This is a genomic window from Rhizosphaericola mali (assembly GCF_004337365.2).
GTDB lineage: Bacteria > Bacteroidota > Bacteroidia > Chitinophagales > Chitinophagaceae > Rhizosphaericola > Rhizosphaericola mali.
Window position 1 is genome coordinate 1,358,979 of the sequence record NZ_CP044016.1, and the last position, 15,067, is coordinate 1,374,045.

12 protein-coding genes are annotated in these 15,067 nt (G+C 34.4%); 10 read left to right on the forward strand and 2 right to left on the reverse strand.

From position 1 onward, the window contains the following. Positions 1 to 18 precede the first annotated feature (18 nt). Positions 19 to 336 carry an ATP-dependent Clp protease adaptor ClpS gene (locus tag E0W69_RS05930; RefSeq protein WP_225321412.1) on the forward strand — a complete coding sequence of 106 codons (318 nt, stop codon included), beginning with the start codon at positions 19 to 21 and terminating at the stop codon, positions 334 to 336. Positions 337 to 363: 27 nt separating this feature from the next. Beyond that, on the forward strand, positions 364 to 1,008 hold the full coding sequence (gene aat / locus E0W69_RS05935) for a leucyl/phenylalanyl-tRNA--protein transferase (RefSeq protein WP_131329113.1): 645 nt from the start codon (positions 364 to 366) through the stop codon (positions 1,006 to 1,008). 3 nt (positions 1,009 to 1,011) lie between these two features. Here aat and E0W69_RS05940 read toward each other — a convergent pair whose 3' ends face one another. Next, entirely contained in the window at positions 1,012 to 1,407 is a 396-nt protein-coding gene (locus E0W69_RS05940) for a hypothetical protein (protein ID WP_131329114.1), read from the reverse strand. A gap of 112 nt (positions 1,408 to 1,519) precedes the next feature. On the opposite strand from E0W69_RS05940, the gene E0W69_RS05945 reads away from it, so the two are divergent. The 8 genes from E0W69_RS05945 (at position 1,520) to E0W69_RS05980 (ending at position 13,781) form a co-directional block, all read left to right on the forward strand. After that, positions 1,520 to 2,257, forward strand: coding sequence for an FKBP-type peptidyl-prolyl cis-trans isomerase (locus E0W69_RS05945; protein WP_131329115.1), 738 nt, complete (start codon positions 1,520 to 1,522; stop codon positions 2,255 to 2,257). Positions 2,258 to 2,999: 742 nt separating this feature from the next. After that, on the forward strand, positions 3,000 to 4,328 hold the full coding sequence (locus E0W69_RS05950) for a TolC family protein (protein ID WP_225321413.1): 1,329 nt from the start codon (positions 3,000 to 3,002) through the stop codon (positions 4,326 to 4,328). A 36-nt stretch (positions 4,329 to 4,364) separates the two neighbouring features. Next, the gene (locus E0W69_RS05955) at positions 4,365 to 7,640 is read left to right on the forward strand and encodes an efflux RND transporter permease subunit (RefSeq protein ID WP_131329117.1); all 3,276 of its coding nucleotides are present in this window, start codon (positions 4,365 to 4,367) and stop codon (positions 7,638 to 7,640) included. Between the two features lie 52 nt (positions 7,641 to 7,692). Then, positions 7,693 to 8,856, forward strand: a complete 1,164-nt coding sequence (locus E0W69_RS05960) for an efflux RND transporter periplasmic adaptor subunit (RefSeq protein ID WP_131329118.1) — start codon at positions 7,693 to 7,695, stop codon at positions 8,854 to 8,856. Between the two features lie 259 nt (positions 8,857 to 9,115). Next, positions 9,116 to 10,477 carry a TolC family protein gene (locus E0W69_RS05965; protein WP_191967979.1) on the forward strand — a complete coding sequence of 454 codons (1,362 nt, stop codon included), beginning with the start codon at positions 9,116 to 9,118 and terminating at the stop codon, positions 10,475 to 10,477. Between the two features lie 35 nt (positions 10,478 to 10,512). Next, positions 10,513 to 11,619: an HlyD family secretion protein gene (locus E0W69_RS05970; RefSeq protein WP_131329120.1), complete on the forward strand. Its 1,107-nt coding sequence runs from the start codon at positions 10,513 to 10,515 to the stop codon at positions 11,617 to 11,619. A 44-nt stretch (positions 11,620 to 11,663) separates the two neighbouring features. Further along, positions 11,664 to 13,247, forward strand: a complete 1,584-nt coding sequence (locus E0W69_RS05975; protein WP_131329121.1) for a DHA2 family efflux MFS transporter permease subunit — start codon at positions 11,664 to 11,666, stop codon at positions 13,245 to 13,247. 63 nt (positions 13,248 to 13,310) lie between these two features. Further along, entirely contained in the window at positions 13,311 to 13,781 is a 471-nt protein-coding gene (locus E0W69_RS05980) for an OsmC family protein (protein ID WP_131329122.1), read from the forward strand. Positions 13,782 to 13,785: 4 nt separating this feature from the next. Here E0W69_RS05980 and E0W69_RS05985 read toward each other — a convergent pair whose 3' ends face one another. After that, entirely contained in the window at positions 13,786 to 15,060 is a 1,275-nt protein-coding gene (locus E0W69_RS05985; protein ID WP_131329123.1) for a replication-associated recombination protein A, read from the reverse strand. Positions 15,061 to 15,067: the final 7 nt, after the last annotated feature.

The following is a 15,067-nucleotide window of genomic DNA, read 5'->3' on the forward strand; positions in this document are numbered from 1 at the left end:
ATGTTTTAACTTTGAATTATGATGCAAATGAATCATTTAAATATTCAAACGGCTCCTCTCCATGAAGAAGAATTAGATATCGATGTTTTGGTATCAAATGTTTCGACGTTTCAATTGATATTGTGGAATGACGAAATAAATACTTTTGAATGGGTAATTGAAACATTAATTGATGTATGTGGTCACTCAGAAGTACAAGCTGAGCAATGTGCACTTCTAATACACACTAAAGGAAAATATGCGGTCAAAAATGGTGATTACGATACCTTAAAACCTATGAAAGATGAAATATCAGAGCGTGGTATCGGTGTGACTATCGAGCAATTAGCTGATTAATCTGTTTCATTTCTGCTACAATATTCTATGCCTCTGCATATATTAAATGAAAATTTATGGTTTCCGCCTATCGAAGATGCTTTAGAAGATGGGCTTTTAGCTATGGGTGGTGATCTCTCAACTCAAAGACTATTATTAGCATATAAATCTGGTATTTTCCCTTGGTATGAGGAGAATGTGCCACTTTGGTGGAGTCCTAGTCCACGCTTCGTTTTATTTCCTGAAAAGTTGAAAATATCACACTCGATGAAGCAATTGCTTCACAAAGATTATTTTCAATTTAAACAAAATCAAAATTTCAAAGGTGTAATTGACAATTGTAAATCTATTGAACGTAGAGGTCAAGATGGTACTTGGATTACGCCAGAGATGAAAGCCGCTTACGTTAATTTACATGAAAAAGGTTATGCTATTTCTGGTGAAACTTATTTGAATAATGAGTTAGTTGGTGGATTATATGGTATTAAATTGGGAAATATTTTTTTCGGAGAAAGTATGTTTGCCAAAGAAAGTAATGCAAGCAAATATGCATTTATCAATATGGTCCAATGGTTACAATCTGAAGGTGTACAATTGATCGACTGCCAAGTGTACACGCCACATTTAGAGAGTTTGGGTGCCGAGATGATCAGCCGCCAACTATTCAAATACTATTTAAGAACGGAAATTTAAAAACTATTCCTCTCCAAATTTTGTACGATAAGTAGGTAACATGGACATCAATAAAATACCTGCAGAAACTAATATTAACAGATACATTCCATATTGAAGTTTGGGACAATCTCCTCCAGAGCATGTATTCAACAAAACATAATTTCTAATCGCCCAAGCAATATTTAATGCAGCTATGAAAAGATTAATTCTTTTAATTGTAACATTAGGAATAATAAAAAAGAGTGCAGCTACTAAGCTAAAAAATATATTCAACAAACCGGGCTTACCATATCCTAATTGTTGTGCATTTAAGCCTGTCGCACTAAAATGCAAAGTGGTATAGAAACTCCATGGTAAAAAGCAAATACCGATGATCAAAAGGCTCAAAACGAAACCGATGGTTTGCGAATGTTTCATTGTAATAATTTAATTAATAAAAAGTCACAACCAATGTTTTAACTTTTTTAAGAAGCGCAAATGTAGTAAATTCTTAAATTTTGCCCTATTTTCGAGCACTCAAAAAATTGATATGAAAAAATATAGATTAATATTCGTTGGAATTGGAGCATTATCAACGCTTTGTACGTTGGCCCAAACAAAAAAGAAAATTTCACAGATACACACCACAGCCAAAAAACATGTGCCTACAACTAAAAGTGTCGTTTTAAAAAATCAGTTTGATTCATTAAGTTATGCTATTGGTATTAGTATGGCTAAATTTTATAAAGCACAGGGGGTCGAAAACTTGAATATTCCAGTTTTGAATAAAGCCATAGAGGATGGTATGCACGGAGATTCTACTTTATTATCGGAAGATCAAGCGAATACGGTAATGATGCAAACGGCCCAACGTATGTCTGAAAAGAAAGCCGAGGGAAATATCAAAGCTGGGGAAGAATTTTTGGAAAAAAATAAAAGGGACGCAAGTGTTGTTGTTTTGCCAGACGGATTACAATACAAAATACTGACACCAGGAACGGGCTTAAAACCCACATTACAAGATACGGTGAAGGTACATTATACAGGTAAATTAATTGATGGAACTGTATTTGACAGTTCAGTAGATCGCGGCGAACCATTGGATATACCTGTAAGTGGCGTGATTAAAGGTTGGACCGAAGCGTTACAATTGATGCCCGTCGGTAGCAAGTGGAGATTATATATACCATCAGCACTGGCATATGGCAATAGACAAGCAGGGCCTGTTATAAAACCTGGATCGGCATTGGTGTTTGATGTTGAGCTGATTAGTATCGCAAATAAATAAAATATTAGAAAGTGCTTACAATCGTGAGCACTTTCTATTTAAAGGAGCCAAAACTGAATTAATTTTGAAGATTATATTCGTTTGCTTAAACGTTTTTTAATATCTTCGGTCTAACAACTGTACTTTATCAGAATTGTCCTTAAAATGCGAAAATCTAATACCAAAATCAAAGTTTTATCCATCTTCTTAATTGTATTATTTATACAAAGGATAGGATTTTGTATGATGGTGAATAATTACATTACTACACATATTTATAAAGAACAATCTTGTTCAAAGTATAAATCTTATAAACATTTAGGAAAATTACATAATCCCGATATAACAGGTAAGTGTAATAAAATTTTTGAAAATGACAGCACATTTGATGTCATTTTCCCAAGTTTTATTATCCAGCCGCTAGTAACCTATATTGAAGAGAAAAAATTTTTAAACACCATTAGTAATTTTCACAGTGAGATTTATAGTCATAAATACAACTTACGGGGACCTCCTGAAAACTGTTGATTTTATACTCTTTACAACTTTTTAGTAAATAAGAATTAATAGTTATTATATTTAATATTTTGATTAATTTTAATAGCTATATTCTTCAATGACTTTTTGTTAGTTAAAGTAACCAAACTCAATTTAAATAAATAAAATTTTTATGGTTTACAGGAATATTAAAATCCAATGCCTGCTGCTATTTATTTTTTCTTTTTTGCGGATAACGGCATTTTCCCAAAGCTACACATTAAGTATGCGAGGGGCTATAGATACAGCAATGAATAATTATGCAATTATTCAAGCTAAGAAGAACTATGTGAATGCTGGGGAAGCGCAAGTTCAATATAGCAAACTTCAAGCAATACCCGATTTAACAATTTCGGCACAAAATAACTATGGAACAATTAACAATATTTATGGTCCAGGGTTTTCTTTGGGGATAAATGGAACAGGGGGATTAAACTCTACCGGACCTATGTTAGCTTCTCAAAATTGGAATGCGGCATATGGCGGTTTATATTTAGCAAGTATTAACTGGGATTTCTATTCTTTTGGTAAAATAAGAGCAGGAATAAAAGCAGCTCAAAGTGATCTTAAAAATAAAGCAAGTGATCTGAACCAAGAGATATTTGAAGATAAAATCAAAGTATGTGCAGCATATCTTAATCTTTTAGGTGCTCAACAGTTGACTAAAGTTGCAACGGACAATCTTAATAGAGCAACTGCAGTAAAAAATGCGGTAGTTCCAAGAGTCCTCAGTGGATTAAATCCAGGAGTGGATTCATCTCTTGCTGTAGCTGAAGTTTCTAACGCGAAAATGGCTATGATACGAGCAAAAGATAATGAAATCCAATTGGCGAATTATTTAATACAATATTTAGGAATTAGAGATACATCAGAGCCTTTTTTAGATACGATGTTTATAACACGTATACCTTCTAATTTTTTGGATAGTTCTATTCAATATGGTCCTTCTCACCCATTGTTACAATTTTACAATAGCAAAATTGATCAAAGTAGAGCACAGGAAAAATATATTAAAACACAGTATTATCCTACTTTCAAATTTTTCTCTACTTATCAAAGTCGCGCTTCGGGATTTGGATCGGGCTATAGTTCTACCGATTTAGATGATTATACAACTAATTATTGGAAAGGTGTCGGACGGACACGTCAGAATTATTTGGTTGGTATTGGGATGGTTTGGGATCTTTCTACCCCATTCAGATTGAGAAAGCAATTGCTAAGTCAACAAATGACCACGTCAGGTTTGAGAAATGAATATGCAAGAGTAGACCAACAATTGAATTCTCAAGTAGCATTAGCCAACGCGAAAGTGAAAAATGCACTAGTTAATTATAAAGAAGTTCCTACTGAATTGAATGCGGCAAATCAAGCATTTATACAAAAAACCACCTTATACAAAAATGGTTTAAATACAATCATCGATGTAACACAAGCTTTGTATGCAATTAACAAAGCGGAAACGGACAAATACATTGCATTTAACAATGTATGGCAAGCGCTATTATTAAAAGCCGCTTCCACAGGTGATTTTGACATCTTCTTAAATGAATTTTAAGTAGGAGAATATTTTAAACCAAATAAAGAATTTACAATGGGATTAATAAGAACCGCATTAAGGAAACCAATTACGATTTTGGTACTTGTTGCAGCATTGGTATTTTTTGGAATAAATGCTGTGCAAAAAATCAAAATTGATATTTTTCCGGCAATCGATTTACCAGTTATATATATATCACATCCATACGGAGGTTTCTCTCCAGAACAAATGGAAGCATATTTTGCAAAGAACTATGTAAACATGATGTTGTATGTATCTGGGGTTAAGAGTATTGAATCAAAAAATATTCAAGGTCTTACATTGATAAAATTAACTTTTTATCCAGGTACTAATATGGCGCAGGCGGCCGCCGAGGTGAGTGCTTTTTCTAATAGGGCCCAAGCGTCCTTCCCTCCTGGATCTCAACCTCCATTTATATTAAGGTTTGATGCGTCCACTTTGCCTGTGGGACAATTGGTATTAAGTAGCCAAACAAAAACAGTTAACCAATTACAGGATTTGGCGAACGTATATATTCGTCCAAATTTTAATACTATTCCAGGTCTAGTATCTCCTGCACCATTCGGTGGTAATGCAAGAACTATTTTGATTAAAGCGAATCCTGATCTAATGAGACAACACAATATATCTCCAGATCAATTGGTCTCTGCATTAACTTCAAATAACTTGGCATTGCCATCAGGTAATGTGCAAATAGGAAATTACAATTATCAGACACCTTTAAATACAAATATTAACTCGGTACAAGAGTTTGGAAACATTCCTTTATTTAAGGATAATGGTGTTCAAAATTTGTATGTAAAAGATGTTGCAACTGTTTCTGATGGAGCGGATATTACACAAGGTTATGTATTGGTTAATGGTAAACGATCGGTATATCTTCCAGTTACTAAATCTTCTACCGCCTCTACATGGAGTGTAGTTCAAGGATTAAGAAAAGCAATTCCAATTTTTGCTGCGCAATTGCCGTCAGATGTAAAAGTTAGCTATGAATTTGACCAATCCAAACAAGTAATGAACTCTGTAAAGAGTTTGATGAGTGAGGGTGCAATTGGTGCAGTATTGACAGGTTTGATGGTACTTTTATTTCTTGGTGATCCAAGAGGTGCCCTTATTGTTATCTTAACAATTCCTACCTGTATTATCTCCTCCGTATTGTTCTTGTATTTATTTGGACAAACGATAAATATTATGACTTTGTCTGGATTAGCGTTGGCGATTGGGATTCTGGTGGATGAAAGTACGGTGACGATTGAGAATATACACCAGCACATGGATATGGGCAAGTCTAAAGCCCTCGCCATATGGGATGGTTGTAAGGAGATTGCATTTGCGAAGTTGCTCGTACTATTTTGTATTTTGGCGGTATTCGCTCCAGCATTCACTATGGGCGGTATTCCAGGATCATTATTCTTACCATTGTCATTAGCAATTGCATTTGCAATGATTACTTCCTATTTCATGGCGCAAACATTGGTTCCTGTATTGGCTAACTGGTTAATGAAAGAACATAAACATCCACATGGTGAGGACGCATCGGCAAAAGCTACTAGTGATACATGGGATCAAAAAAGCGATATGGCTTTAAGAGAGGATACCAATTCAGATAAAAAATTATCTGGATTTGAAAAATTTCATGCGCGTTTTGTTAAGTTCATGGATCGCTTATTAAAGGTGAGAAAGCCTGTTGTAATTATTTATTTAATTGTTGCTTTTGGTGGGATTATTCTTTTAGTTGCAAATATTGGTCAAGATATTTTACCGTATTCAAATGCTGGTATATTTCAAGTTCGTTTACGTGAACCAGATGGAACAAAAGCAGAAGTAACTGAAAGTGCCGTTTTAAAAACGTTGAATGCATTATATGACCAGGTAGGAAAAAAGAATATCGAAATATCGTCTGCAATGGTTGGTATGCACGGTGGAACATTCTCTACTAACCCGGTTTATTTGTTTATGGCAGGAACGCAAGAAGCTGTATTGCAAGTAGAATTTAAAGAGGGATATAAGGTTAATATGGACGATTTCAAAGACGCTTTCAGAGCTCGAATGAAAAAATTAGCACCTGAAATGAAAATGTCATTTGAACCAATCGAGTTAACAAGTAAGATATTAGCACAAGGGTCACCAACGCCAATTGAAGTTCAAATTAAAGGTAAAAACAAAGCTCAAAATGCAGAATATGCGAATAAAGTTGTAAATAAACTAAAACAAATTCCATATTTGCGTGACGTTCAGATCGATGAAGCAATCCATTATCCTTCTATTAAAATAAATATTGATAGAGTGAGAGCTGCACAATTAGGTACTGATATTCAAACAGTATCAAAATCAATTATTGCAGCAACATCATCATCACGTTATACCGCTAAAAATATTTGGCTAGATCCTAAAATCAACAACTCTTATTATGCACAGGTTGAGATTCCTATTAATCAAATGACAAGTCTTGATAATATCAAAGAGATACCAGTGGTTCCTAATCAATCACGGCCAATTTTGGAAGACCTAGCAACTGTTGTCATGGATACAACCGTAGGTGAAGTTGATGATATAGGAGCATTACCAATTTTGAATGTAACTGCCAATTTGAATCATATGGATTTAGGTACAGCGACAAGAGATGTGACTAAAGCCGTAGATAATATTGGACAATTACCACGTGGTCTTACTATGTCGGTTTTAGGTGAAAGCCCTGTTTTGACAGATACCTTGTCTAGTTTACAAGCGGGATTGTTAGTTGCAATTATTGTAATATTCTTGATGTTGACTGCAAATTTCCAATCAATGAAAGTATCATTGGTTGTACTATGTACAGTTCCTGCGGTATTGGCTGGATCTCTATTATTCCTAAAAGTAACAGGTTGTACATTGAACCTACAATCTTATATGGGAATGATTATGTCCGTGGGGGTTTCTATTAGTAATGCTGTACTTCTAGTTACGAATGCTGAACATCTATGGAAATCTGGAAAATCTGCAAAGGAAGCTGCAAAGGAAGCTGCATCATTGAGATTAAGGCCTATTATAATGACGAGTGTCGCAATGATTGTAGGTATGGTACCGATGGCATCTGGACTATCTGAGTCTGGGGATCAAACCGCTCCTCTTGGTAGAGCAGTTATTGGAGGTTTATTTTCTTCAACATTTGCTGCATTATTAATACTACCATTAGTATTTGCATGGGCATTGAATAAGACAAGCAGGCAATCTGTATCACTTGATCCAGAGGATGAAGAGAGTGTACACTTTGAAGCTGAATTATATGGTAAGAATGCACAACATCCAGATAATCTAGCAACCCATTAATAATTCAAATAACTGAATAGTAAACTAAATATTAGATTTAAATTTTAATAAAATGATTTATCTTAATTATAAAAAACTAACCCAAATCGCTCTTGCAGGCGGCATTGTATGTGCTTCGTTCTTTTTGGAAAGCTGCGGCAATAATGAAGCTACAAAAGAAGAGAAAAAACAAATTAAAGCGGACACTGCAACGCAATCTGCACCAGAAGAAGTATTCCTAATTCAAAAAGGAACCGTTTCTACTGATTTACAAATTCCTGGAGAATTAATAGCTTATCAACATACAGAGATTTATGCTAAAGTCAACAGTTACGTACAAAACGTATTGGTAGATGTTGGTAGTGTTGTTAGTCGTGGTCAATTATTGGCCAAAATGATCGCCCCTGAAATTAGTTCTCAATTAGCAGGTTCTTATTCAAGATGGCAATCTCAAGAAGCGACATATCTCGCTAGTAAAACTTTTTACAATAGATTATTAGAAACGAGTAAAACTCCTGGAACTGTAGCAAGTAATGATTTGGAACAAGCATTAGCACGTAGAAATTCTGATTATGCACAATTGTTGTCTGCAAAAGCAAATTATTCAGAAATTCAAGTAAATCAATCTTATTTGACTATTAGAGCTCCATTTGACGGTATCATTACAGCCAGAAATATCAATCCTGGCGCCTACGTTGGTCCTTCTGGAAGTGGTGATCAGATCCCAATGTTAGTGTTACAACAACAAGGGCATATGAGGTTAGTGATTTCAGTACCTCAACAATATACTAACTTACTCAAAATGGGAGATGCTTTAAATTTTACAACAACATCTCTACCTGGTCAAATATTTTCTGGAAAAATTGCTCGTATTTCTGGAGCATTAGATCCTAAATTAAGATCAGAAAGAGTCGAAATGGATGTCTATAATAAGGGTAGTGAGAGGTCTTTAATTCCAGGCATGACAGTTGAAGTAAATATGCCATTATCCTCTGGTAATAGCAATGCATATGTAGTACCTCGCAGTGCGGTGGTTAATTCAGATACTGGTATTAGAGTTGTAAAAGTAAGCAATGGAAAGTATGTCGCTATTCCAGTTAGTATTGGTACCTCTGATGACAAAAAAATGCAAGTTTTTGGTAATTTAAATCCAAAAGATACGTTGGTATTAAATGCATCTGAGCAACAACGTGATGGGCAGCCATCTGGACCCGTTATTCTCAGTTCGGATCTTTAATGCTTTTGATATTGTTTTAAAATAGCCACGTTTTCGTGGCTATTTTTGTTTTACGTCAATAAAAATAAAAAAATTAATCAATCGTTTAATTAAAATAAAAAAGGTTTAACTTTGCATCCAATTTTAAATGATAGTAATCCTAATCACGTTATAAGAAATTTAGATACAAACGTAAATAATTAACGAAAACAAGAAATATCATCAATAACAAGATAAATTTTTTATATTTTTCAAAGTATAAATCCAACTGATGGACTCAATGAATACAAAAAAAACATTTACATTTTTAGGCGCCGCCCTTTTCATGTTTAATGTAAACTCCAAAGCTCAAGATTCTATGAGCTTGAAAAAAAATCTTTCATTACAAGATGCTCTTGAAATGGGTATGCAGAATAGTAAAAGTATTCGTATTTCCAATTCTAAGATTAATGAGGCAATAGCCAATTACGATGATGCAAAAATGGGACGATTACCTGACGCATCTGCAAGCGGAGGATATTATAGAATCAATAAACCAAAAATTGATTTGAAATTTCCAACTAGCAGCAGTGATGGTAGCAGTTCTGGAACTACCATACCTAATGTCAATTCTTTAATGTATGGAATGGTCACTGCAAATTATACTATTTTCGCTGGTGGAAAAATTAAAAATAATATTAAAGCTGCTAATTTCTTAAAAAATGCATCCCAATTTGATTTGCAGAGAGATAAGGAAGAAATAGCTGAAAATATTGTTGAAGCATATTACAGTTTGTACAAATCTCAAGCCGCTGTAAAGCTCGTTCGTGAAAATCTTGCAACCGCTCAAAAACGTGTTAAGGATTTTGTGAGATTGGAACAAAATGGTATTGTTGCTAAAAATGATCTTTTGAAAGTTCAATTACAAGAGAGTAATATGGAACTTTCTCTTTTAGATGCAGAAAATCAAGAAAAAGTGTTGAATTACAATTTCAATTTATTGATTGGGTTAAATGATGCAACTAAAGTAGCTACAGATAGTATTGATATGACTAAATTTCCTAATGCCGATAATGCGAATGCTTTAGAACAGGCAGCCTTGACTAATAGAGGAGATATCAAAGCACTATTAGAAAGAGAACAAGCCGCTCAGACCCAGATAGATCTCGCTAAAAGCGATAAATTGCCTTCTATAGGATTGACAGGTGGATATATTGCTATGGACGTACCACATGCAATGTCGATCACTAATGCTTTAAATCTTGGAGTTGGAGTAAAGTATGATATTGGATCTCTATATAAAAATAAAACAAAAGTTAAACAAGCTCAAGCTCAAGTAGAAACTTTAAAGTGGAACCAAGCTGCATTAGAAGATAATATCAAATCACAAATTTTCACGAATATTCAAAATTATATTGAAGCCTTGAAAAAATTAGAAGTATATCAAACTGCTATACAACAGGCTGATGAAAATTATAGAGTTACGAAAAATAAATATGACAATAGTTTAGCAACTACTACGGACCTTTTGGATGCAGATGTTGCAAAATTGAAAGCAAATATTGATTTTGAATACGGAAAGGCTGATGCTATTATATCTTATAACAAAATAAATGAATCTGCTGGTACGATCATTTCAAAATACAATTTAGACAACAAATAATTTCATTAAATAAATATATTAATTCTCTTAATAAAATGGAAAATAACAATACAACTACAGAACAAGAACCAAAAAAGAAAAGTAGCAAAAAGTTTGCAATCATTTTTGGGATAATCGTGGTTTTTGGATGTATATATGGTTTTTATTTATATAAACAATCCCAAATCCATCAATCTACGGATGATGCTCAAGTATCCTCAGATATGAGCCCTGTAATCCCAAGAGTTGCTGGTTATATCAAAGATATCAGAGTAAAAGAAAACCAATACGTACACAAGGGCGATACATTGGTTATTTTGGATGATAGAGATTATGCAGTAAAAGTTGAAGCAATGGAAGCTGCACTAGAAACAGCTAAAACTAATGTATCTGTTGCATCCGCTGGTTCTCAAGTAACTATGTCAAATGTTTCCTCTTCAAGACAAAGTATCGAAACTATCGATGCTCAAATCAAAGAAGCAGAAGTTAATGCGTGGAGAACTGAAAAAGATTATGAAAGATATGCAAATCTTATTCAAGACCATACAATAACTCAACAGCAATACGAACAAGCTTTGGCAGCAAAACAAACCGCAGATAGACAATTAGGTGTTTTAAAAGCCCAAAGATCCGCCGCTGCAAAACAAGTGTCTGCAGTAGCTTCTCAAGAGCATGTAAATAAAAGTCAAACAAATGTTGCAAATGCTCAAATTAAGCAAGCTCAAGCAAACTTAGATGCTGCAAAATTAGATTTGAGTTATGTAGTTATCCTTGCTCAAGCTGATGGACAAGTGGGAAAAGTTAACTTGCAACCAGGTCAATATTTGAGTGCTGGTACAACTTTATTTTCTATCGTTCCATCTGATGCTAAATGGGTAATTGCTAATTTCAAAGAAACGCAATTAACTAAGATGGCTGTTGGTCAAAAAGCAACTATAAAAGTAGATGCTTATCCTGATGAAGAGTTGGAAGGTGAAGTAACTTCATTATCTCCTGCAACTGGTGCCGCAGTTTCTTTATTGCCTCCAGATAACGCGTCTGGTAACTTTGTAAAAGTGGTACAACGTGTACCTGTAAGGATTGATTTCAAAGACAAAAACAATCCTATTTACAAAAAAATCCGTTCTGGTATGAACGTAGAAGCAGATGTACATTTTAATTAATAGAAAATAGTTTTTTAACTATTTGACATAAATTTTATTTATTCATGGCAAATAATAGTGGCGAAAATGCATTAGTTGAATATGGTGCTAGAAGGGTAATTATTACCATCACGGTAATATTATGTGCTCTTTTGGAAATCGTTGATACGACTATTGTAAACGTTGCCCTCAATGATATGAAAGGTAGTCTTGGTGCTACCTTGAATGAAATTGGATGGGTAGTTACAGCCTATGCGATTGGTAACGTAATCGTCATTCCGATGACGAGTTGGTTATCACAACAATTTGGACGTAAGCAATATTTTGCGACTTCTATTGTCATATTTACGCTATGCTCTTTCCTTTGTGGTAATGCAACGTCTATGACGGAAATTATTGCTTTCCGTTTTATCCAAGGTATGGGAGGCGGTGCACTACTCGTTACTTCGCAAACAATTATCACTGAAATTTATCCAAAAGAAAAACAAGGTATTGCGCAGGCGTTATATGGTATGGGCGTAATTGTAGGACCTACGTTAGGACCTCCATTGGGTGGTTATATTATTGATAATTATAGTTGGCCAGATATCTTTTATATCAATATTCCTTTAGGAATTGTTGCGACAATATTATCCTTGCGATATGTAAAAAATCCTCCTTTTAATAATAAAAAATCAGGTACAGTTGATTGGTGGGGAATTATATTTCTTGCATTTGCAGTAGGAACATTACAATATGTATTGGAAAAAGGACAAGAAGAAGATTGGTTTTCAAGTACACCTATTTTGACTTGTTCGATTATATCTGTAATAAGTTTTTACTTATTCATTTGGAGAGAATTGGTATTTGAAAAACCAATCGTGAATCTACGAGTTTTGAAAAATAAAAACTTGGCGGTCGGTACCGTATTGATGTTTATTTTAGGATTTGGATTATATGGATCAACTTTTATTCTTCCTATTTATACCCAGAATTCTTTAGGATGGACGGCTCTTCAATCTGGTTTATTATTGGTACCATCTTCTCTCGCAACTGCATTTATGATGCCTATTGTAGGAACTTTAATTCAAAAGGGCGTACCTCAAAAAATATTAGCCTCATTAGGGATGTTTTTGTTTTTTGCGTATAGTATGTGGGGGTATACGAAATTGACTTCTTTTTCTGGAGAAGGAGATTTTTTCAAATTATTGATGGTGAGAGGTGTTGGATTATCTTTATTATTTATTCCAATTACTACATTGTCTTTAAGTTCATTAAAGGGACAAGAAATTGGAGAAGGTGCATCTTTTACAGGGATGATGCGTCAGTTAGGAGGCTCATTTGGTGTCGCTTTGATTACAACTTATATGACTAGAACGACACAACAACATCGTGTCGATATGATAGGCCATCTTAATCCAACGAATCCAATTTTTGTTCAAAGGTTGGGAGCATTTACACAAAAATTTATTTCGAGTGGAATGACGCCAGACAAAGCTCATTTAGCAGCGATGCAAGCAATTGAAGGGCAAACGATGGGACAAGCTGCGATTCTTTCTTATATGGACATTTGGATGTTTTTAGGAATACTATTTTTAGCGACAATACCTTTTATACTTATTGTTGTCAAAAATAAAAAAGGAGCTAAAGTGCCATCTGGTATGCATTAAGCATTTTTCATTTTTATTTTTATATTAGGTAGAAAGTTTACATTCGTACTTTCTACCTTTTTTATGGAAAAAAATCACATTTACACTTTACAATTGGATTGGACGGGCAATAAAGGCTTGGGCACAAAAAACTATAATGCATTCGAAAGAAGTTTTTCCATTCAAATAAAAAATAAGCCAACAATTCTCGGATCTTCTGACCCCGCATTTCTTGGTGATCCAACGAAATACAACCCTGAAGAAATGTTCTTAGCTTCCATTTCTTCTTGCCACATGCTTTGGTATTTGCATTTATGTGCTGTAAATGGCATAACTGTATTGAGCTATCAGGATCAACCTTTAGGTACGATGTTAGAGAATAAAGATGGAAGTGGTATGTTTACTAGTGTTGTATTGAAAATATCCATTACTTTACTAGAATACGATAAAATCGACTTTGCTCAATCCTTACATGAAAAAGCAAATAAATATTGCTTTATTGCCAATTCTTTAAATTTCAAAGTTAAACATGAATGTATCGTCACTGTAAAATAAGAATTTAATAGCCATATTTTTCTTTCCAAAGAGATTTTAAATAACGACGCAATTCATCTTCTCTTGGCGTGTGACCAGGATCATAAAATTTTGTACCAGCTATTTCATCTGGTAAAAATTCCTGTTCGCTGAAATGATTATCATAGTCATGAGAATATTGATAACCTTTGTGATATCCTAGGTCTTTCATTAATTTTGTTGGCGCATTTCGGATATGTAATGGTACAGAAAGATCTCCCGTTTGACTTACAAAAGCTAATGCTTGGTTGATCGCATTATAGGAAGCATTACTTTTGGGAGTAGATGCAAGATATGTAGCACATTGTGCCAAAATGATTCGAGATTCTGGATTACCTATTTTATTAACGGCATCAAAGGTAGTATTGGCTAACAAGAGCGCGTTGGGATTGGCATTTCCAATATCTTCGCTAGCAAAAATAACCATACGACGCGCTATAAATTTAATATCTTCCCCTCCTGCTAGCATTCTAGCCAAATAATATATTGCTGCATTAGGATCACTACCGCGCATACTTTTTATAAATGCGGAAATGATATCATAATGTTGTTCACCTTGCTTGTCGTAAATTGCAATTTTATTTTGCGCAATTTCCATTACAGCATAATCTGTAATGACAATTTTTTGTTTATCATTTTTTTTCAAAGATTGAATAACTAATTCAAATAAATTCAACAATTTACGAGCATCTCCACCTGAAATTTTTAATAATGCGGAGGTTTCTTTTAGTTCGACTTTTAATTGACTTAGTAGTTCATCTTTTTCTAAGGCATAATGCAAAAGACTTTCCAAATCCTCTTTATCCAAAGCTTTCAAAACATAAACTTGACTACGACTGATCAAAGCCGAATTAACTTCAAAAGATGGATTCTCCGTTGTCGCACCGATTAAGGTAATTGTTCCTTTTTCCACGGCACCGAGCAATGCATCTTGTTGTCCTTTATTAAAACGGTGAATCTCATCGATAAACAAAATGGCGCCTAATTGTTTGCGTGCCATTTCAATCACTTCACGCACTTCTTTGACACCACTGCTAATCGCACTTAATTGGTAAAAAGGCTTTTGCATCGTATGCGCTATAATATTTGCCATTGTCGTTTTACCAACTCCTGGAGGTCCCCAAAGGATCATGGACGGAATATGACCACTCTCAATTGCTTTACGCAACACGCTCCCCTTCCCTACCAGATGCTGTTGTCCAGCGAGTTGATCCAACGTTTCTGGTCTTATTCTTTCGGCTAAAGGCATTCCTGAATTCATAAGACAA

Excerpts from the sequence above, each read along its gene's own strand:
- E0W69_RS05930 (WP_225321412.1), top strand. The coding sequence starts at position 19 with ATGATGCAAATGAATCATTTAAATATTCAAACGGCTCCTCTCCATGAA.
- aat (WP_131329113.1), top strand. The coding sequence starts at position 364 with ATGCCTCTGCATATATTAAATGAAAATTTATGGTTTCCGCCTATCGAA.
- E0W69_RS05940 (WP_131329114.1), bottom strand. The coding sequence starts at position 1,407 with ATGAAACATTCGCAAACCATCGGTTTCGTTTTGAGCCTTTTGATCATC.
- E0W69_RS05945 (WP_131329115.1), top strand. The coding sequence starts at position 1,520 with ATGAAAAAATATAGATTAATATTCGTTGGAATTGGAGCATTATCAACG.
- E0W69_RS05950 (WP_225321413.1), top strand. The coding sequence starts at position 3,000 with ATGCGAGGGGCTATAGATACAGCAATGAATAATTATGCAATTATTCAA.
- E0W69_RS05955 (WP_131329117.1), top strand. The coding sequence starts at position 4,365 with ATGGGATTAATAAGAACCGCATTAAGGAAACCAATTACGATTTTGGTA.
- E0W69_RS05960 (WP_131329118.1), top strand. The coding sequence starts at position 7,693 with ATGATTTATCTTAATTATAAAAAACTAACCCAAATCGCTCTTGCAGGC.
- E0W69_RS05965 (WP_191967979.1), top strand. The coding sequence starts at position 9,116 with ATGAATACAAAAAAAACATTTACATTTTTAGGCGCCGCCCTTTTCATG.
- E0W69_RS05970 (WP_131329120.1), top strand. The coding sequence starts at position 10,513 with ATGGAAAATAACAATACAACTACAGAACAAGAACCAAAAAAGAAAAGT.
- E0W69_RS05975 (WP_131329121.1), top strand. The coding sequence starts at position 11,664 with ATGGCAAATAATAGTGGCGAAAATGCATTAGTTGAATATGGTGCTAGA.
- E0W69_RS05980 (WP_131329122.1), top strand. The coding sequence starts at position 13,311 with ATGGAAAAAAATCACATTTACACTTTACAATTGGATTGGACGGGCAAT.
- E0W69_RS05985 (WP_131329123.1), bottom strand. The coding sequence starts at position 15,060 with ATGAATTCAGGAATGCCTTTAGCCGAAAGAATAAGACCAGAAACGTTG.